The 17,910-nt window shown below is 68.5% G+C and carries 20 protein-coding genes and 1 pseudogene; 17 read left to right on the top strand and 4 right to left on the bottom strand.

Features of this window, described 5'->3' with window-relative positions; all coding sequences use genetic code 11:
• The first annotated feature begins 18 nt into the window (after positions 1 to 18).
• The 4 genes from alaS (at position 19) to aroC (ending at position 5,849) form a co-directional block, all read left to right on the top strand.
• Entirely contained in the window at positions 19 to 2,673 is a 2,655-nt protein-coding gene (gene alaS / locus KIV56_RS03025) for an alanine--tRNA ligase (protein ID WP_281535105.1), read from the top strand.
• A 3-nt stretch (positions 2,674 to 2,676) separates the two neighbouring features.
• Positions 2,677 to 3,183 (top strand): Holliday junction resolvase RuvX, encoded by a 507-nt coding sequence (gene ruvX / locus KIV56_RS03020; protein WP_281535104.1) that lies wholly within the window; start codon positions 2,677 to 2,679, stop codon positions 3,181 to 3,183.
• 2 nt (positions 3,184 to 3,185) lie between these two features.
• On the top strand, positions 3,186 to 4,553 hold the full coding sequence (mltG, locus tag KIV56_RS03015; protein WP_281535103.1) for an endolytic transglycosylase MltG: 1,368 nt from the start codon (positions 3,186 to 3,188) through the stop codon (positions 4,551 to 4,553).
• A gap of 75 nt (positions 4,554 to 4,628) precedes the next feature.
• Positions 4,629 to 5,849, top strand: a complete 1,221-nt coding sequence (aroC, locus tag KIV56_RS03010; RefSeq protein WP_281535102.1) for a chorismate synthase — start codon at positions 4,629 to 4,631, stop codon at positions 5,847 to 5,849.
• Here aroC and KIV56_RS03005 read toward each other — a convergent pair whose 3' ends face one another.
• Positions 5,850 to 6,044, bottom strand: a complete 195-nt coding sequence (locus KIV56_RS03005; RefSeq protein WP_281536267.1) for a hypothetical protein — start codon at positions 6,042 to 6,044, stop codon at positions 5,850 to 5,852.
• Between KIV56_RS03005 and KIV56_RS19390 the strand changes: the two are divergent.
• The 3 genes and pseudogenes from KIV56_RS19390 to aroB form a co-directional block, all read left to right on the top strand.
• Positions 6,004 to 6,102, top strand: a pseudogene (locus tag KIV56_RS19390) (shikimate kinase); the annotation flags it as partial. The gene KIV56_RS03005 and the pseudogene KIV56_RS19390 sit on opposite strands and share 41 nt — an antisense overlap.
• The gene (locus KIV56_RS03000; RefSeq protein ID WP_348648455.1) at positions 6,083 to 6,424 is read left to right on the top strand and encodes a shikimate kinase; all 342 of its coding nucleotides are present in this window, start codon (positions 6,083 to 6,085) and stop codon (positions 6,422 to 6,424) included. The pseudogene KIV56_RS19390 and the gene KIV56_RS03000, both read left to right, overlap by 20 nt.
• Entirely contained in the window at positions 6,417 to 7,547 is a 1,131-nt protein-coding gene (gene aroB, locus KIV56_RS02995) for a 3-dehydroquinate synthase (RefSeq protein WP_281535101.1), read from the top strand. Before KIV56_RS03000 ends, aroB begins: the two co-directional genes overlap by 8 nt.
• 315 nt (positions 7,548 to 7,862) lie before the next feature.
• On the opposite strand, the gene KIV56_RS02990 is transcribed toward aroB, so the two are convergent.
• Positions 7,863 to 8,261: a hypothetical protein gene (locus KIV56_RS02990; RefSeq protein WP_281535100.1), complete on the bottom strand. Its 399-nt coding sequence runs from the start codon at positions 8,259 to 8,261 to the stop codon at positions 7,863 to 7,865.
• Between KIV56_RS02990 and KIV56_RS02985 the strand changes: the two genes are divergently transcribed.
• From KIV56_RS02985 to KIV56_RS02955, 7 genes are all read left to right on the top strand, one after another.
• Positions 8,233 to 9,120, top strand: a complete 888-nt coding sequence (locus KIV56_RS02985; protein ID WP_281535099.1) for a hypothetical protein — start codon at positions 8,233 to 8,235, stop codon at positions 9,118 to 9,120. The two genes, KIV56_RS02990 and KIV56_RS02985, sit on opposite strands and share 29 nt — an antisense overlap.
• 80 nt (positions 9,121 to 9,200) lie before the next feature.
• Entirely contained in the window at positions 9,201 to 10,724 is a 1,524-nt protein-coding gene (gene exaC / locus KIV56_RS02980; protein WP_281535098.1) for an acetaldehyde dehydrogenase ExaC, read from the top strand.
• 132 nt (positions 10,725 to 10,856) lie between these two features.
• Positions 10,857 to 11,282, top strand: a complete 426-nt coding sequence (locus tag KIV56_RS02975) for a DUF779 domain-containing protein (RefSeq protein ID WP_281535097.1) — start codon at positions 10,857 to 10,859, stop codon at positions 11,280 to 11,282.
• Positions 11,283 to 11,375: 93 nt separating this feature from the next.
• On the top strand, positions 11,376 to 11,756 hold the full coding sequence (locus tag KIV56_RS02970) for a hypothetical protein (RefSeq protein WP_281535096.1): 381 nt from the start codon (positions 11,376 to 11,378) through the stop codon (positions 11,754 to 11,756).
• A gap of 165 nt (positions 11,757 to 11,921) precedes the next feature.
• Complete coding sequence (gene efp / locus KIV56_RS02965) at positions 11,922 to 12,482, top strand: elongation factor P (protein WP_281535095.1); 561 nt, start codon at positions 11,922 to 11,924, stop codon at positions 12,480 to 12,482.
• A complete protein-coding gene (gene nusB, locus KIV56_RS02960) occupies positions 12,482 to 12,922 on the top strand; it encodes a transcription antitermination factor NusB (RefSeq protein ID WP_134531971.1) in 441 nt (146 codons plus the stop codon). Before efp ends, nusB begins: the two co-directional genes overlap by 1 nt.
• A 38-nt stretch (positions 12,923 to 12,960) precedes the next feature.
• Positions 12,961 to 14,016 carry a DUF4190 domain-containing protein gene (locus KIV56_RS02955; RefSeq protein WP_281535094.1) on the top strand — a complete coding sequence of 352 codons (1,056 nt, stop codon included), beginning with the start codon at positions 12,961 to 12,963 and terminating at the stop codon, positions 14,014 to 14,016.
• A 16-nt stretch (positions 14,017 to 14,032) separates the two neighbouring features.
• Here the strand turns inward: KIV56_RS02955 and KIV56_RS02950 are convergent, their stop codons facing one another.
• Both KIV56_RS02950 and KIV56_RS02945 read right to left on the bottom strand, forming a co-directional pair.
• Positions 14,033 to 14,239, bottom strand: coding sequence for a hypothetical protein (locus tag KIV56_RS02950; RefSeq protein WP_281535093.1), 207 nt, complete (start codon positions 14,237 to 14,239; stop codon positions 14,033 to 14,035).
• A gap of 130 nt (positions 14,240 to 14,369) precedes the next feature.
• Positions 14,370 to 15,044: a CG0192-related protein gene (locus tag KIV56_RS02945; RefSeq protein ID WP_281535092.1), complete on the bottom strand. Its 675-nt coding sequence runs from the start codon at positions 15,042 to 15,044 to the stop codon at positions 14,370 to 14,372.
• A 54-nt stretch (positions 15,045 to 15,098) separates the two neighbouring features.
• Here KIV56_RS02945 and KIV56_RS02940 point away from each other — a divergent pair, with 54 nt between their 5' ends.
• From KIV56_RS02940 to KIV56_RS02930, 3 genes are all read left to right on the top strand, one after another.
• Positions 15,099 to 15,545, top strand: coding sequence for a DoxX family protein (locus KIV56_RS02940; protein WP_281535091.1), 447 nt, complete (start codon positions 15,099 to 15,101; stop codon positions 15,543 to 15,545).
• Between the two features lie 611 nt (positions 15,546 to 16,156).
• A complete protein-coding gene (locus tag KIV56_RS02935; RefSeq protein WP_281535090.1) occupies positions 16,157 to 17,083 on the top strand; it encodes a DUF222 domain-containing protein in 927 nt (308 codons plus the stop codon).
• Positions 17,064 to 17,873: an HNH endonuclease signature motif containing protein gene (locus tag KIV56_RS02930; RefSeq protein ID WP_281535089.1), complete on the top strand. Its 810-nt coding sequence runs from the start codon at positions 17,064 to 17,066 to the stop codon at positions 17,871 to 17,873. Before KIV56_RS02935 ends, KIV56_RS02930 begins: the two co-directional genes overlap by 20 nt.
• The last annotated feature ends 37 nt before the right edge of the window (positions 17,874 to 17,910 follow it).

The raw sequence follows: 17,910 nt of genomic DNA, 5'->3' as shown, positions 1-17,910 counted from the left end.
CAACGAACTACGGAACCCATGCAGACTGCTGAAATTCGCGGGCGCTGGCTCGACTTCTTTGCCGACCGCGGACACACCGTCGTACCGTCGGCGTCGCTCGTCAGCGACGACCCCACCCTGTTGTTCACCGTCGCCGGGATGGTGCCCTTCGTGCCCTATCTCACCGGCCTCGTCCCCGCGCCGTATCCCCGGGCCACGAGCGTGCAGAAATGCATCAGGACCAACGACATCGAAGAAGTGGGCAAGACGCCGCGCCACGGCACGTTCTTCCAGATGAACGGAAACTTCTCCTTCGGGGACTACTTCAAGGAACAGGCCATCGGCTACGCCTGGGAGCTCCTGACGACGTCGGAGGCCGACGGCGGCTACGGATTCCAGGAGAAGGACCTCTGGGTCACCGTCTACCAGGACGACGACGAGGCGTTCCGCTACTGGCGCGCACTCGGCCTCCCTGAAGACCGTATCCAGCGCCTCGGAATGGACAGCAACTACTGGTCGACCGGCCAGCCGGGACCCGCGGGCCCCTGCTCCGAGATCTTCTTCGACCGCGGCCCCGCCTACGGAGCCGACGGCGGGCCCGCAACGGACGACGACCGGTACGTCGAAATCTGGAACCTCGTCTTCATGCAGTACCTGAGGGGCGAGGGCACCGGCAAGAACGACTTCGTCATCCTCGGCGACCTGCCGAAGAAGAACATCGACACGGGCATGGGTCTCGAACGCGTCGCCTTCCTCAAGCAGGGCGTCGAGAACATGTACGAGATCGACCAGGTCCGCCCGGTCCTCGACCGCGCGGCCGCGCTCTCCGGACGCCGCTACGGCGCCGTCAACGACGACGACGTGCGGATGCGCATCGTCGCAGACCACGTGCGCTCCTCCCTCATGCTGATGAGCGATGGCGTGACGCCGTCCAACGAGGGTCGCGGTTACATCCTCCGTCGCCTGATGCGCCGCACCGTGCGCGCCATGCGCCTGCTCGGCGTGGACGTGGCGACCTTCCCCGAACTGTTCCCCGCCGCGCGGGACGCCATGATGAGCGCATACCCCGAGGTCCACGGCGACTACGCCAGGATCAGCCAGGGCGCATACGCGGAGGAGGAGACCTTCCTCCGCACCCTCGCGAGCGGCAGCACCGTGCTCGACGTCGCGGTCGCGAAGACGATCAAGGCGCAGAAGACGGAACTGCCGGGGGACACCGCGTTCCTGCTGCACGACACCTACGGATTCCCGATCGAGATCACCCTCGAGATGGCGGAGGAAGCCGGGCTCAGCGTCAACCGGTCCGCATTCGACGCACTGATGGCCAGGCAGCGCTCACTGGCGAAGGCCGACGCGAAGGCCAAGAAGACCCACCTCGCCGACCTCTCCGTCTACAGCGCCTTCCGTGCCACCGGCGAGACCGTGTTCACCGGATACGAGGAACTGCAGACCGAATCCAGCGTGCTCGGAATCATCGTCGACGGCGCATCCGTCACGAAGGCGGTCGCCGGCGACATCGCCGAAGTGATCCTCGGCGAGACCGCGCTCTACGCGGAGTCCGGCGGCCAGGAAGCCGACGCCGGAATCATCGTCGGTCGCGGCTACGAGCTCGAGGTCCTCGACGTCCAGAAGCCTGTCAAGGGCCTGATCAGTCACAAGGTGCATGTCACGAGCGGGGAGGTCGGTGTCGGAGACCCCGCGACGAGCGTCGTCGACCCTGACTGGCGCCGCGGCGCCCGCCAGGCCCACTCTGGAACCCACGTGCTGCACGCAGCACTCCGCCAGGTCCTCGGCCCGAATGCGCACCAGTCCGGCTCGTACAACAAGGCCGGCTTCTTCCGACTGGACTTCTCCTGGAACCAGGCGCTCTCTGCCGCGACCCGCAGCGAGATCGAGGAGATCTCCAACAACGCGATCCGCGACAACCTGCCCGTCGTCACCCGTGAGCTTCCCCTCGCAGAAGCGAAGGCCCTTGGGGCCATGGCTCTCTTCAGCGAGAAGTATGGCGACAGGGTCCGCGTCGTCGACATCGGCGGACCCTGGTCCAGGGAACTCTGCGCGGGCACCCACGTCGGTTCGAGCGCCGAGATCGGAATGATCAATCTCGTCAGCGAGGCCTCCGTCGGGTCCACGAACCGCCGCGTCGAGTCCCTCGTGGGCCTCGAGGCCTTCCGCGACCTCGCGGCGGAGAGGGCGATCGTCTCCCAGCTGACCGCCAACCTCAAGACGCCGAAGGAACAGCTGCCCGAACGCATCGGTGAGCTGCTCACGAGCCTCAAGGCCGCGGAGAAGAAGATCGCGGCCTTCGAGGCGAAGGCACTCACGGAACGCGTCCCCGCGCTCGTCGCGACAGCCCAGCGCGCAGGCGCGGTACGCCTCGTCGCCGAGAACCTCGGCACCCTGCACTCTCCCGATGAGGTGCGGATGCTGGTCACGGCCACCCGGGCGCAACTCGGCTCCGACCCCGCGGTCGTCGCACTCGCCGCCGTGGTCGACGACAAACCCGTCATCATCGTGGCGACCAACGCGGCAGCACGGGAGTCCGGCCAGCGCGCCGGCGCCCTCGCGAAGCTTGTCGCGGGAATCCTCGGCGGCGGCGGCGGTGGCAAGGACGACCTCGCCCAGGGCGGCGGAACCGACGTCGACAAGATCGCGGGCGCCCTCGTGGCCGTCCGCACCACGATCGCGGGCTGAAGAATGCGGCATGGCGTGCGGGTCGGAGTCGACGTCGGCAAGGCCAGGATCGGCCTCGCGATGAGTGACCCGCACGGCATGCTCGCGACCCCCGTCGAGACCGTGCCCCGGGACGGGAACGGAGTCGCCGACATCGCGCGCATCGGTGCGGTCGTCCGGGACCTCGGCGCCATGGAGGTCATCGTCGGCCTGCCCCTCGCCCTCTCCGGAAACCACACCGCGTCGACGAATGACGCCGTCGGCTTCGCGGAGGTTCTCGCCCTGGCCGTTCCCGTCCCCGTGCGCCTCGTCGACGAACGACTCTCGACCGTCGCGGCCCAGAGCGTCCTCCGCACCGCCGGCCGCAAGACAAAAACGCAGCGCCCCGTGATCGACCAGGTCGCGGCGACCATCATCCTGCAGCACGCTCTCGACACGGAACGCGCCCTCGGGCGTCCGCCCGGTTCGGCCGTCGTGCCGGCCGTTCCCCCCGTGACCACGTCGCCCGCCGCCCCGACCGAAGGGTCCTGATCGTGTCCCACCCCTCGCTCGACCCCCGGGACGACCCGGCACGTCTGAGTTCACCGCCGTCCCAGCCGCACGGTACCCACGCGACCCCGGCGCCCGGCGCGGAAACCCCGGTCAATCCCTGGGCTGGCCTGCTGACTCCGCATGACGAGACACCGGCCGCCGTCGACGCCGGCCGCTCAGGAGCCGCCGCCGACGGAGCTTTCCCCACCCGCCGGTCCCTCCGAACCACGACGGAGGCTCCGCCGACGTCGCGGTCGGCCCGTCGCTCCCAACTCGGCTCCGAGCCACCGCGACCGACCAAACGGCGCCGCAGGGGCGCCTGGGGCTGCCTGATCGCGTTCGTCGTGCTGGTGGCGCTCGTGGCAGGCGCCGTCTTTGCCCTCCAGGGCCCCATCTCCCAGCTGCAGGCGACCCTCGCGGGTCCCGCCGACTATTCCGGGTCTGGCGAGACGAAGGTCGTGGTCATGATCCACGACGGTGAGACGGGGTCCGACGTGGCGAACACGTTGGTGTCCCAGGACGTCGTCAAGAGCTACGAGGCCTTCTACAAGCTCCTCCTGAAGGTCACCCCCGCTCCGGTCTTCCAGCCCGGCGCGTACCAGCTCATGACCAAGATGAGCGCGAGCGCGGCGCTCACCGCGCTCCAGGACCCCGCGAGCAGGCTCGAACAGACCGTCGTGATCCCGGAGGGAACGGCGGAGGCGGACATCCTGCAACTCGTGAGCGAGGGGACGAACCTCCCGCTCGCCGACCTCCAGGCGGCGTCGAAGGATGTCGCGGCCTTCGGCCTTCCCGCCGAGGCCACCAAGCTCGAGGGGTTCCTGTTCCCCGCGACGTATACCTTCGCTCCGGGCGTCACCGCGAAGGACGCACTCAAGACCCTCGTCGACCGGCAGTTCCAGGCCCTGGACTCCGCCGGGGTCGCGGCAGCCGACCGGTGGAAGACCGTCGTTCTCGCCGCCCTCATCCAGAAAGAGGCCGGCCTCGCCGCCGACTACCCCAAGGTGGCCCGGGTGTTCCTGAACCGGCTCGACCCCGCCCAGTGGCAAAGCGGGCTGCTGCAGTCCGACGCGACGGTGGCATACGGCACCGGGCACACGAACGTCGTCACGACGACGGATGCCGAACGCGCAGACGCAGGCAACGCATACAACACCTATGTGCACCCCGGTCTCCCGGTCGGCCCGATCTCGAACCCGGGGGACCTCGCGATCAACGCCGCCCTGCACCCCGCCGACGGGACCTGGCTGTACTTCGTGACCTGGAACCTCGACACCGGCGAGACCATCTTCTCGACCACCGCAGCAGAACACGAAGCCGGCGTCGCCCAGTGGCAGGCCTGGATGAAGGACCACCCCGAATATGGTTGAGCGCATGACACGGACACCGCTACTGCCACTGCCTGAGCGCCTGAGCCAGGGAAAGCCTGTGGAAGGATAGTGGGCATGCTTCGTTGGCTCACCGCAGGAGAGTCCCACGGCCCCGAACTCGTCGCCATTGTCGAGGGTTTGCCCGCAGGGATCCCGATCACACTCGATTCGATCCGCCTCGATCTCGCGCGCCGCAAACTCGGCTACGGCCGGGGTGCCCGGATGACGTTCGAACAGGACGAGCTCACCATTTCCGGCGGCGTCCGGCACGGGTTCACCCTCGGCGGGCCTGTCGCGCTGCGGATCGGCAACACCGAATGGCCCAAATGGTCAGAGGTCATGAGTGCGGATCCCGTCGAGACCGCTCCGGGAGAGGCGCAGAGCACCCGCGGCCGCGGCGCCCCGCTCACCCGGCCCAGGCCGGGACACGCCGACCTGGTCGGCATGCAGAAGTACGGCTTCGACGAAGCCAGGCCCGTCCTCGAGCGAGCCAGCGCCCGCGAGACCGCCGCCCGGGTCGCCCTCGGCGCCGTCGCCCGGTCGTTCCTGGCCGAACTCGGCATCCGCCTCGTCAGCCACACCCTCGCGATCGGTCCCGTGCGCGTGCCGGAGGACGCCCTGCTGCCGCATCCGGACGACGTCGAGACCCTCGACGCCGACCCGCTGCGCTGCTTCGATGCTGCGACGAGCGCGCTGATGGTGGCCGAGGTCGACCAGGCCCATAAGGACGGCGACACCCTCGGCGGTGTCGTCGAGGTGCTGGCGTACAACCTGCCGCCCGGTCTCGGTTCGTTCGTGCACTGGGACCGGCGACTCGACTCCCAGCTCGCGGCGGCGCTGATGGGCATCCAGGCGATCAAGGGCGTCGAGGTCGGGGACGGGTTCCTCACCACGACCCGCCGCGGCTCGCACGCCCACGATGAGCTCGTGCAGTCCGACGGCCGCATCCAGAGGGTCAGCGACCGCGCTGGCGGCACGGAGGGCGGCATGAGCACGGGAACCGTGCTGCGGGTGCGGGCGGGCATGAAGCCGATCGCTACGATCCCGCGGGCACTGCGCACCGTCGACGTCACGACGAGCGAGGCCGCCCCGGCCCACCACCAGCGGTCGGATGTCTGTGCCGTTCCGGCGGCCGGCGTCGTCGCCGAGGCCATGGTCGCGCTCGTCCTCGCCAACTCGGTGCTGGAGAAGTTCGGCGGAGACTCGATCGACGAGACCAGGCGCAACCTGGAGTCCTACCTCGCGCACATCCCCGCCAACCTCAAGACGGGCGCGTCGAGCGACGCTTCGCTGTGATCACGGCGGCACTGTGACGCCGGACCTGCCCGCCGTGCCGGAACCGGCAGGGGACAGCGACCGGCCCGAGTTCCCGCTCGTGTTGATCGGGCCGATGGCTGCGGGAAAGACCAGGGTCGGCAAGCGGGTGGCACGGGTCCTCGGTGTTCCATTCGTGGACACGGATGCGCTCGTCGTCTCCGGGCACGGTTCCATCGCGAACCTCTTCAGCAGGTACGGCGAAGAGCACTTCCGTGCGCTGGAACGGATTGCCGTCGGCCAGGCCCTCGCCACCCGGGCCGTCGTCTCCCTCGGCGGGGGAGCCTGTGCTCGATCCGGGCACCCGTGCCGACCTCGCCCGGTGCCGGGTGGTCTACCTGAGCGTGACCGAGCAGGCCGTTGCCGGGCGGATCAACGGTGGAAAACGGCCGCTGCTTGCCGGCGGGCTCTCCGACTGGACCCGCATCTACGAACTTCGCCGCCCGCTCTACGAAGAGCTCGCCGGCCTCCACATCGACACCTCGAATCGCCCGATGGACTCCATCGCCGACGATGTCGTGGCCTGGACCCTGAGAGGGCAGAACACGCATGACTGACGTTCCTGACAACACCGTGAGCACAGAGACCGCAGAGAAGACCGAGACAGCGGAGACGACCGTCATCACGGTGTCGGGAGTCGACAGCTACCCGGTCATCATCGGTCGCGGCCTGCTCTCCGAGGTCGCGGAACAGCTCGGCCCGAAGGTCGCCAAGGTGCTCATCGTGCACACCTCCACGCTCGGCGCGCGCGCCGTTGCCCTCCGAGAGGGCCTGCTCGCCCACTACGAGGTGCTCATTGCCGAGGTCCCGGATGCCGAGGCCGCCAAACGGGTCGAGGTCGCCGCATTCTGCTGGCAGGTGATGGGCCAGGCCGACTTCAGCCGGACCGACGCCGTGATCGGGTTCGGCGGCGGAGCCGCGACCGACCTCGCCGGTTTCGTCGCTGCCACCTGGCTCCGCGGCGTTCGCCTCGTCCAGCTTCCGACGAGCGTGCTCGGCATGGTCGATGCGGCCGTCGGCGGCAAGAACGGCATCAACACCGCGGAGGGCAAGAACCTCGTCGGCACCTTCTACGCACCCGCCGCCGTGATCTGCGACCTCGACGTGCTCGACGACCTGCCCCGCAACGAGGTCCTCGCCGGCTTCGCCGAGATCGTGAAGGCCGGCTTCATCCAGGTGCCCGAGATCCTCGACATCGTCGAGGCGGATGTCTCGGCCGTGACGGACCCGAAGACACCGCAGTTCCGCCGCGTGCTCGAACTCTCGATCGAAATGAAGGCCCGCGTCGTCGGCGCCGACTTCAAGGAATCCGGGCTGCGCGAGATCCTCAACTACGGGCACACCCTTGGCCACGCCGTCGAGCACGCCGAACGGTACGGCTGGCGGCACGGCGCAGCCGTCTCGGTGGGCATGATGTTCGCCGCAGAGCTCGCGCGGCTGAGCGGCCGGCTGTCCGACGAGGCGGCCGACCGGCACCGCAGTATCCTCGAGTCACTCACCCTGCCGACGAGCTACCCGGTCGGCCGGTGGAACACCCTGCTCGCGACGATGCAGCGCGACAAGAAGACCCGCAGTGGCATGCTCCGCTTCATCGTGCTCGACGACATCGGGAAGCCGACGGTGCTCGAAGGCCCGGACTCGTCCCTGCTCTTCGCCGCGTACCAGGAAATCGGGTCCTGACGCCGTCGTCGAGGAATGGGTCTTAGAATGATGGACTGAGCGGGCAGGCGCCCGGTCGCCGACCAGAGCCGATCGGAGAACAGGGTGAACCAATGGACCGTGGGGTCGACAGGTGAACCCGCTCGGGACGTCGTGCTGAAACTCGCCAGGGCGCACGAGTCCGCGTTGGGCTCGGCATTCGCTGCCGGCGCCGGTCCGGGGCCGGCCCGCCTCCTTCCCGCCTTCGGTGCAGGCGCCCTCGCCGATTCGAACCTGATCGCGGATGCCCGCGGCGGCGTGCGCAGGCTCGTCCAGGAATCCTGGGAACGGTCCTTGTCACTGCACATCGATCCCGCCCGCCCGGCACCCGAGCCGGAATTGTCGTCCGACGAGCTCAGGGAGCTGCGCGACCGGCATCCGCTCTCCGCCGTGCTCCCTGTCGTCCAGAGCCTTCTGATCCGGCATTCCCTCGAGTCCGGTCTCATCGTCGCCATCGGGGACGAGTCCGGCAGGCTTCTCTGGATCGACGGCGACCGCACCGTGCGTCGCCGTGCCGAGGGCATGTTGTTCGTCGAGGGAGCCGACTGGTCGGAACGCCGGGTCGGCACAAGCGCCCCGGGCACGGCCCTTGCGCTCGACCACGGCATCCAGATCCAGCGCGCGGAGCACTTCAACCGGCTCGCGCACTCGTGGAGCCTGCACGGCCGTGCCGATCCACGACCCGGACTCCGGCACGATCCTCGGCGTCATCGACGTCACGGGCGGCGACGATGCCGTCGGCCCCCAGACGCTTCCGCTCGTCGAGGCGGCAGCCTGGGCGGTGGAGGCCGAACTGCGCATCCAGCGGCTGCGCGATCGAAGCGGCAACGGACCAGGACACAGCGGCTCGTTCGAACGCGCGGTCGTACGTGTCGCCGGATTCGCGCAGGCGCCGGCGGTCCCGACCCAGAGGCGCCCGACGAATGCCCGGGTCTCTGTGCTCGGGCGCGACACCGGTCTCCTCGAGAACGGTCTCGGTACCTTTGAGCTCAGCCCGCGCCACGCAGAGATCCTCACTCTGCTCGCGTGGTACCGGGACGGCCTGACCGCCGACCGGCTGTCCCAGCTGCTGAGCGACCAGTCGAACTCCGTCGACAACCTGCGCGCGGAGATGGTCCGCCTGCGGAAGGTCCTCGACGGAACGACGCCGCCCCTCTCGATCGCCTCCCGGCCATACCGGCTCGGTTCGCCGGTCGAACTGGACGCGCAGCGCGTGCTCGCCCTCCTCGAGCGCGGCGCCCACCGGGTGGCGCTCGGCACCTATCGCGGGCCGCTGCTGCCCGCCTCCGTCGCCCCCGGTATCGTCGAAATCCGATCGGAGATCAGTTCCCGGCTGCGGCAGGCGCTGCTGAGCGACGCGAGCCCCGACCTGCTCCTCGAGTACGCCCGCAGCGACGAGGCCGCCTGGGACGAGGAGGTCTGGCGCGCGTGCCTGGAACTGCTGCCGCCCCGGTCGCCGAAACGGGCAGCCGTCGTCGCTCGCCTCGCGAAGATCGAGGCAGACCTGGCCGACGCCGGCCCCCCGGGTGCCGGGCGCAACCTCCCGCAACCCTGACGCAACGGTCTCTCACCGTACGCTCGGCCCAGGTCCGCAGCAGGCGGACCCCACCGACACCGTCGTCGACGAGGAGAGAAATGACCGTCTATGCCAACCCCGGAACCCCGGGCGCCAAAGTCACCTTCAAGCCCCGCTATGAGAACTGGATCAACGGAGGCTGGGTCAAGCCCGTCAAGGGCCAGTACTTCGAGGACATCTCCCCGGTGAACGGCAAGCCCTTCGCCGAGGTCGCCCGCGGAACGGCGGAGGACATCGAACTCGCCCTCGACGCCGCCCACCGGGCAGCGCCCGCCTGGGGCAAGACCACGGCGACTGAGCGCGCCGCCGTGCTCAACAAGATCGCCGACGTCATCGACGCCAACAAGGAACTGCTCGCCGTCGCTGAGACCTGGGACAACGGCAAGCCCATCCGCGAACCGCTGAACGCCGACCTTCCGCTCGCGAGTGACCACTTCCGCTACTTCGCCGCGGCGATCCGCTCGCAGGACGGCGACCACGCCGAACTCGACAACGACACCGTCTCCTACCAGTTCCACGAGCCGCTCGGCGTCGTCGGCCAGATCATCCCGTGGAACTTCCCGATCCTGATGGCCGTCTGGAAGCTCGCTCCCGCCCTCGCGGCCGGGAACGCGATCGTGATGAAGCCGGCAGAGCAGACCCCGGTGTCGATCATGGTGCTGATCGAACTGATCGGCGACATCCTGCCGCCCGGCGTGCTCAACATCGTCAACGGGTTCGGCCTCGAAGCAGGCAAGCCGCTCGCCTCTTCCCCCAGGATCCGCAAGATCGCGTTCACGGGGGAGACCACGACCGGCCGTCTCATCCTGCAGTACGCGAGTGCCAACATCATCCCTGCCACCGTCGAACTCGGCGGCAAGAGCGCGAACATCTTCTTCAGTGACGTCGCCCAGGAGCAGGACAGCTTCTACGACAAGGCCCAGGAAGGTTTTGTGCTCTTCGCCTTCAACCAGGGCGAGGTTTGCACGGCACCGAGCCGGGCGCTCCTGCAGAAGCCGATCTACGAGAGCTTCCTCGGCAGTGCGATCGAACGTACCCGCAAGGCGATCCAGGGGAACCCGCTCGACACTGACACCCAGGTCGGGGCGCAGGCGAGCAACGACCAGCTCGAGAAGATCCTGTCGTACATCGACATCGGCAAGCAGGAGGGCGCCCGTCTCGCCCTCGGCGGCGAGCGCGTCGATCTCGGCGGCGAGCTGAGCGGCGGCTACTACGTGCAGCCGACCATCTTCGAGGGCAACAACAAGATGCGCATCTTCCAGGAAGAGATCTTCGGACCGGTCCTGGCTGTGACGAGCTTCTCCGACTATGAGGACGCCATCTCGATCGCCAACGACAACCTCTACGGCCTCGGCGCCGGAGTCTGGTCCCGCAACGGCAACGTGGCCTACCGGGCCGGCCGCGACATCCACGCCGGCCGGGTGTGGGTGAACAACTACCACCACTACCCCGCTGGTGCTGCCTTCGGCGGCTACAAGAGCTCGGGCATCGGCCGCGAGAACAACAAGCTCGCCCTCGGGCACTACCAGCAGACCAAGAACCTGCTCGTGTCCTACTCGGAGAAGCCGCTCGGCTTCTTCTAAACCAGCATCGAATCGACAGGGGTCGCCGGCATCGACCGGCGGCCCCTTTCGACCGAACCGCACCCCGAGTACCGTTGGTGCACATCCCGCCCGATGACCATCGAGTGTGAATCGAATCTGAAAGGCCAGGCAATGTCGCCAGCAGCGCCCGCACTCACCACGGTCATCGCCGCCGTCACCATTCCGGGGGAGACGACCCCGCGAGTCGAATTCACGCCGGCCGCGGTCGGCACCCTGCGTGAGCTCTGGTCCGAGGTCGGACCGCTCATGTTCCACCAGTCCGGCGGATGCTGCGACGGCAGTTCCCCGATGTGCTTTCCGGCAGGGGAGTTCATCACCTCCGACCGCGACGTGCTGCTGGGCCGGCTCGACATCGCGCCGGCCGGCGAAACCGCCCAGGTCGTCGACTTCTGGATGTCCGCAGAGCAGTTCGAATACTGGAGTCACACCTTCCTCACGGTCGACCTCGTCCCCGGCCGGGGCAGTGGCTTCTCCCTCGAAGCTCCGCGCGGCGTGCGTTTTCTGATCCGGTCCCGTCTGATGGACAGCTTCGGCTGACTCCTTCGGCGGCCCATCCTCAACAGGCCGGCTGCCGGCATCCGCCTGTGGACAACCGCCGCGGAGCGAGCCCGCCCGGGCATTCTGTCCGGCATGACTTCTTCTTCCCTCTCCATCGAAGACCAGCCGCCCGTCACCTCCCGCGAGGAGGCACGCGAACGTGTCGCCGACCTCGTCGGCCACGCCATCAGCCACCAGCTGTGGCTGATGCTCTTCGACGCCGACGGCAGGCAACTGCCGGTGCTCATCCCCGTCGGGGGCCTGCCGCTGCGTCCGGAGCCCGGCGACGGCGCCGGCATGGCCGCCACCCTCACCGCGGTGCTTGCGGATTTCGCGCCTGGCGGGAGCATCGTGCTGACCCTCGAGCGCCCAGGCTCCGCAGAGCTCACCGCACCGGACCAGGCCTGGGCCCGAGAGCCTGAGAGCCTCGTTCGGAAAGGTCCTGCCGATCCTCGGCCTGTTCGTCGCCCATGACACCGGGGTGTCCGAGCTCGCGGAGTGACGGTGGCGTGGGAGCGACCGGGATCAGAACGGCACAGCACCAGCCTTTGGCTGTGAGCTCCCGGGCAACTACACTCGTTTGAGGCCGATTCGGCCGCGCACCTTCCTAACTGAACTGAATGAACGGAAACGCTTTCCATGGCATCAACCGCCGATATCCGAAATGGCGTCGTCCTCAACATGGACGGCCAGCTTTGGGCCGTCACCGACTTCCAGCACGTCAAGCCGGGCAAGGGCGGCGCTTTCGTTCGCACCAAACTGAAGAACGTCGTCACGGGCAAGACCGTCGACCGCACCTTCAACGCCGGAGCCAAGATCGAGACCGAGAACGTCGACCGCCAGGACTTCCAGTACCTGTACGCGGACGGCGACTCCTACGTCTTCATGGACGTGTCCGACTTCGACCAGCTCACCGTCTCCAGCGTCGTCGTCGGCGAAGCCTCGAACTTCCTGCTCGAGAACCAGAACGTGACCATCGCGCTCCACAACGGCAACCCGCTGTATGTCGAGCTGCCGGCATCCGTCGTGCTCGAAATCACGTACACGGAGCCCGGCCTGCAGGGCGACCGCTCCACCGGCGGAACCAAGCCCGCCACCGTGGAGACCGGCTTCCAGATCCAGGTCCCGCTGTTCCTGGAGCAGGGCACCAAGGTCAAGGTCGACACCCGCACCGGTGACTACCTCGGCCGCGTCAACTAGTGAGCGCACGCACGAAGGCGCGTAAGCGCGCCCTCGACATCCTGTACGCCGCCGATGTGCGGCAGACGACGATCCCGGAGTCTCTCGCCGCCGAGGCGCAGCGGGCCGCGAGCGAACCCGCCCGGATGGCCTCCTGGCTGTACGCACGCGAGATCGTGGACGGTGTCGTCGATCACCGCGAGGAGATCGACGAACTCATCGAGACGTATTCACAGGGCTGGACGCTCAAGCGGATGCCGGTCGTCGACCGGGCCATCCTGCGGATCGGGATCTGGGAGATCCTGTTCAACGATGCCGTCCCGCACGCCGTCGCGATCGACGAGGCCGTCGAGGCCGCGAAGATCCTGTCGACGGATGATTCCGCCGGGTTCGTCAACGGATTGCTCGGCAGGATCGCGCAGACGGCACCGCCGGCGCCGGCTGCTCCCGCAGCGTCCTAGGCTCGTCCCGCACCGTTCCGTTCGTCCAGGGGAAGATCATGAGCAACGACAGGCCAGAGCCGTTCCCGTTCTACCCGGACCAGTCCGGGCTGCCGGCGTCCCCCGAGCACGCGACCGGGCACCAGGAGCCGCTCCAGCCGGCCCCGCAGCAGGAGTACCCCCAGGTGCCGCGCACGAACACGCTCGCGATCGTCTCGCTCGTGTCCGCGTTCGTCGTGTCCCTCGTGGCCGTGATCACCGGGCACATCGCGCTCGGCCAGATCGCTCGCCGCGGTGAGCGGGGGCGCGGCCTCGCGATCGCGGGGCTCGTGCTCGGCTATGTCGGTCTCGCGTCCACCGTGGTGCTCGTCGTCGTCTCGATCCTGTTCGCGGCGGCCTTCGGTCGCGTCTTCCTGAACATGGCGCAGCACGGCGGCTTCGGCGGGCCGGTCACCTCTGCGACGAGCGAACCGGATGCCTCGGGCGGTGCCCTGCCGAGCGGCACGCTCGGTGCTGCCCACTTCGACGACGGGTACCTCTCGGTCGGCACCGGGAGCACGATCGTGGACGAATACATCGACCCGATGTGCCCGTACTGCGGCCAGTTCGAGGCGACCAACGGCGCGCTGCTCGCGAGCCGCGTCGACGACGGTTCGATCACACTGCGCATCCACGCGCTGACCTTCCTCGACCAGGCCTCCCAGGGCACGTACTACTCGAGCAGGGCATCCGCTGCCCTCACCTGCGTCGCAACCCTCGAACCGGCATCGACCCTCGACTACCTCGCGGCACTGTTCGCGAACCAGCCGCAGGAGAACACCGAGGGCCTGACCGACGACCACCTCGCCGCGCTTGCGCCGGCGGGAACCGACATCTCCGCCTGCATCGCCCAGGGCGACTACCAGCTGTGGTCGGAAGCGAACACGGATGCCGCCCTCAACGGGCCGATTCCCGGTGCGGAAATCGATTCGATCCAGGGAACACCGACCGTACTCGTCGACGGAGCCCAGTACCCGGGCGGACTCACCGACAGCAGCGAGTTCCAGGCATTCCTCGACTCCGGTTCCGGTTCCGGATCCGGCCAGCCGACGACCCAGGGGTCGTCCGGCGCCTGAGCGTCATCCGGCCCGGCTACAGAACGGCGTAGAGGCCTTCGAGGGCACTGGGGATCGAGTCGAAACTGCCGATGCGCTGGCCGTCCTCGTCGACCAGCAGGAACCCGCGCGGCGTGCGTTCGAGGATGCCCGCGAGTTCGTCTGTCACATCGTGACGGACCTCCCAGCGTGCCGGGCCGGCGTCGACGACGGAAAACAACTGAATGAGGTCCGTCCGGTCCATTCAAATCCTTTATCTGTGCGTGCTTTCGCCAGCGGATGCCTGCCGCGGGACAATACTGACGTGTGCCGGGCGTGGCCGCAACTGCTGTCCGGTAAACACCGTGTGAAGTCCGGCAACCGAGACTGTTTCCTCAGAGTGCGACGGCCAGGGCCAGGATCCTCGGTTGCGGCTGGTCGGGCCAGGTGCCGGAGAGATGCTCAGGGACGCCGCCGGCGGTCGTCCGGGCCGCGACCACGATCGTCTCCGCCGCAGGGTCGCCGGGCACCCGGAGCACGACGAGGCGGAGCGAACCGGCCTCGATAACCGTCGAACCAGACTCGTCCCTGGTCGAGGGAGCGGTCACCGGCGGCAGGGACGGGGTGTGCGCATCCGCAGTGCCGCTGCCCGAGAACCTTGCCGTGGACTCGCGGAAGACGAGTGTTCCGTCGACGTCGACGAACTCGTCGGCCTGGGTGCCGCCGCGGAGGATGGTCGTTGCGAGCGCGGCGAGGTATGCGGGGTCTCCGGTGGCGTCGTAGGTCCAGCGACGGCCCAGGACCGAGTGTTCCATCGTGCCGATCAACCAGGCGTCTCCGCCCTCGAGGGGTGCATCGCGATACGTCAGCGGCAGCTGGAGCACCGGGCCGTCGCCGGAGCGAACGAGGAGAGTCTCGATGCCGACCTCACCATCCGGATCGTCGAAACGGTAGGCCCCGACGGCGGACAGGGCGGCGGGAGTGCCGGAGAACCACGACTGCGTGCGCAGCCAGGGTTCGACGAGTTCAAGCTTGGACGGCCGCAGCTGGGCGCGGTGGATGAGTGCCATGTCCTCGATGCTAGGGCACGGCCGTGTCGCAGAAACGGCTGTCAGACTGGGGAGATGTCGAGAGCAGCAGAGAAGTCCGTGTCGGTCCGCAGGTCGTCTACGCCCACATCCATACCCCGAACGATCGGCCGGATCGTGCTCGGTGCCTTCCTGGTGTTCGCCGGCATCAGCCACCTCACCTGGAGTCGCTCGGAATTTCTCGCCCAGGTGCCCGCGTGGGTGCCGCTCAAACGGGACACCGTCGTGCTTCTCTCCGGTGTCGCCGAGGTCGGTCTTGGCGGTGCACTCGTCGGGCTGCCCGGCCGGCGGATCACGGTCGGGTGGCTTGTCGCCCTGTTCTTCGTGGCCGTCTTCCCCGGCAATATCGCGCAGTTCGTGACCAGGACGGATGCCTTCGGCCTCGACTCGGACCGGGCCCGCGGCATCCGACTCCTCTTCCAGCCCCTTCTCGTGGTCTGGGCGCTCTGGTCGGCGGGGACCCTGCACCGTCGGCGGCGTTGAGGCCGCTCCGCCACTGTTGGCGTGAGTCGTCGGCTGGGAGACTGGGGGCGTGAGTCCAGAGCCGATCCCGTCGTCCGCTGCACCAGAAGGTCCGCACGCGCCGTCGCCCGCGCCTCGAGTCGACCACTACGCCAACGGTCAGACCAAGGCACGCGGGGAGCACCCTCGATGGGAAACTGCACGGTGCGTGGGAATGGTTCCGCACGGACGGTACGCTGATGCGTACGGGAGAATTCGACCGCGGTCGTCAGGTCGGCGTCTGGCGCACCTGGGCCAGGGACGGCCGCCTGGTCAAGGAGACCAGCTTCCGCTGAATCGCCCAGTGACTCGATTCCGCGCCCTCCTTAGCCGGTGGGGACGCTCTCGCACGCGAGCAGCGCGCCGCGCGCTGTCCAGCGCGACGGCGAGCGTGGCTAACTCAGGAGATTCCTGGTGTCGGGTCGGATCGGCCGCACTGATCCGCGGGCAGGTGTCGCTCACCCGGGCGCATCTCCCGAGAAAGCCACACAGTCCTGTCGCGCGCACTTAAAATGTCTGAAACTCGAGATGATCAGCCATAAATTAGGTGAGCAAGCCTCGTATTCGTGTTCGATTCGGGGTAGAATCGGGGTATGGCAGGAGCTTCGGATCCCCAGTCACACACCCCGCAGACACCCGGTTCCGGGACTGCGGGGGATCAGCCCATCACGGTGGGCCTCGCATCCACCGAATCGTCGGATGGGCAAGGCCAGTCGGCGCATCCGGTTGCGGTTGCCGAGGGTTTCGAAGGCGCTGAAGGGCTGGCGGGCTCGGTTCCGTCGGTGCAGGCGGATGCTGTCGCCCGGCTCGCCGAGATCCAGGTGGCTCTCGCAGACGCTCTCGAGGCGATCCCGGTCGGGTTACTCAGCGATGCGGAAGCCGTCACTGCGCTGAAAGAAGTCGAGGCGATCGGCCGAACGGTGGATGCGGCCCGGGTGACCACCGCAACCGACGTCGACCGGCGGGCACGGGTGCTCGGCCGGGAGGGTCTGGCGTGGCGGATGGGGTGCCGGGGCCCGTGGGACGTACTGACGCGGGTGACCCGGGTGTCGGCCCGGGAGGTCAAGCGGCGAACGAAGCTCGGGGATGCGGTGTTGCCCCGCCGGGCGGGCCTGGCGGTGTTGCCGCCGTTGTTCCCGGTCGTCGGGGCCGCGCTGGCGGCGGGGGATATCGGTGTGGAGGCGGCCGAGCTGATCACCACGGGGCTCGGGTCGGTCAGTCACCGGGCGGTCCCGGCGGAGGTGGAGGTCGCCGAGCGGGCCCTGGTCGCCACGGCGGCCGGGTGGATCACCCCGGAAACCGAGATCCTCGCCGGCGCCGGGGTGCCCGCGGCTGCGGACCTGATCCGCGGGATGGTGTTGCAGTGGCAGGCCATCCTGGACCCCGACGGGATGCTCCCGCAGGAGGACCTGTTCGAGGCGAAGTCGAACATCGGCTTCGGCCAGTTGAAGAACGGGCTGTACCCGGTCAAGGGCGGGGTGACGCCGGAGCCTGTACGGGATGATGAACACCCTCTTTGACGCCTTTCTGAGCTTCCATTCCCGGCCCGCGTTCCCCACCGAGGAGGAGCAGGCGCTGATGGATTCCGGGCAGATGATCCCCGGCGCCGAGACCGCGGGCACCACTGACGGCGCCGGAGCGGGCACTGACGCCGGTACGGGCCCGGAGCTGGACGTGACCGAGGCCGAACTGCGAGAGCGCGGCGCGGACACCCGCACCGGCGGGGAGAAACGCGCCGACATCCTTCGGGCCCTGTTCGAGCACGCCGCCCGGGACGAAGACACCCCGTCGATGGGCGGGTCAGCCCCGACCGTGATGGTTCACGTGAACGCCGCCGACCTCGCGAGCGGCGTCGGCGTCGGGTGGATCGACGGCGTCGAGGCCCCGGTGTCGCTCAAGACCGTGCATCAGCGGATCTGCGACGGCGGCTTCCAAGGCGTCCTGTTCGGGGAGAACAACCAGGTCCTCAAACTCGGTCCAGAGCGACGGTACTTCAACCGGGCGCAGCGCCGGGCGATCACCGCCCGCGACGGCGGCTGCATCATCCCCGGCTGCAAAGCCCCCGCACACTGGGCCGAAGTGCACCACGTGAAGCCGTGGGCGAAGGACGGACCCACCACGGTCGACAACGGTGTCCTGCTCTGTTGGTTCCATCACCACACGATCGACACCTCCGGGTGGGAGATCCGCATGGTGAACGGCTCACCACAAGTGCGGGCCCCGGGGCTCATCGACCCGCAACGGCTCTGGCGGCCACCGAACCGGCACCGCGCCCACCAGGTCCTCACCGGACCACCCAACCGCGACTGAACACGACTGACCGGGCCTGGCCGGGGCTGCTGCTAGT

Source organism: Cryobacterium breve (assembly GCF_027594785.1).
Taxonomy (GTDB): Bacteria; Actinomycetota; Actinomycetes; order Actinomycetales; family Microbacteriaceae; genus Cryobacterium; species Cryobacterium breve_A.
This window is presented reverse-complemented; position numbering and strand designations above follow the sequence as displayed.

Excerpts from the sequence above, each read along its gene's own strand:
- KIV56_RS02930 (WP_281535089.1), top strand. The coding sequence starts at position 17,064 with ATGATGAACACCCTCTTTGACGCCTTTCTGAGCTTCCATTCCCGGCCC.
- KIV56_RS02945 (WP_281535092.1), bottom strand. The coding sequence starts at position 15,044 with ATGGCACTCATCCACCGCGCCCAGCTGCGGCCGTCCAAGCTTGAACTC.
- KIV56_RS02940 (WP_281535091.1), top strand. The coding sequence starts at position 15,099 with ATGTCGAGAGCAGCAGAGAAGTCCGTGTCGGTCCGCAGGTCGTCTACG.
- aroB (WP_281535101.1), top strand. The coding sequence starts at position 6,417 with ATGACTGACGTTCCTGACAACACCGTGAGCACAGAGACCGCAGAGAAG.
- efp (WP_281535095.1), top strand. The coding sequence starts at position 11,922 with ATGGCATCAACCGCCGATATCCGAAATGGCGTCGTCCTCAACATGGAC.
- KIV56_RS02975 (WP_281535097.1), top strand. The coding sequence starts at position 10,857 with ATGTCGCCAGCAGCGCCCGCACTCACCACGGTCATCGCCGCCGTCACC.
- ruvX (WP_281535104.1), top strand. The coding sequence starts at position 2,677 with ATGCGGCATGGCGTGCGGGTCGGAGTCGACGTCGGCAAGGCCAGGATC.
- KIV56_RS02950 (WP_281535093.1), bottom strand. The coding sequence starts at position 14,239 with ATGGACCGGACGGACCTCATTCAGTTGTTTTCCGTCGTCGACGCCGGC.
- exaC (WP_281535098.1), top strand. The coding sequence starts at position 9,201 with ATGACCGTCTATGCCAACCCCGGAACCCCGGGCGCCAAAGTCACCTTC.
- aroC (WP_281535102.1), top strand. The coding sequence starts at position 4,629 with ATGCTTCGTTGGCTCACCGCAGGAGAGTCCCACGGCCCCGAACTCGTC.
- KIV56_RS02935 (WP_281535090.1), top strand. The coding sequence starts at position 16,157 with ATGGCAGGAGCTTCGGATCCCCAGTCACACACCCCGCAGACACCCGGT.
- KIV56_RS02970 (WP_281535096.1), top strand. The coding sequence starts at position 11,376 with ATGACTTCTTCTTCCCTCTCCATCGAAGACCAGCCGCCCGTCACCTCC.
- KIV56_RS03005 (WP_281536267.1), bottom strand. The coding sequence starts at position 6,044 with ATGGAACCGTGCCCGGAGACGACGAGCGCATCCGTGTCCACGAATGGA.
- alaS (WP_281535105.1), top strand. The coding sequence starts at position 19 with ATGCAGACTGCTGAAATTCGCGGGCGCTGGCTCGACTTCTTTGCCGAC.
- KIV56_RS02955 (WP_281535094.1), top strand. The coding sequence starts at position 12,961 with ATGAGCAACGACAGGCCAGAGCCGTTCCCGTTCTACCCGGACCAGTCC.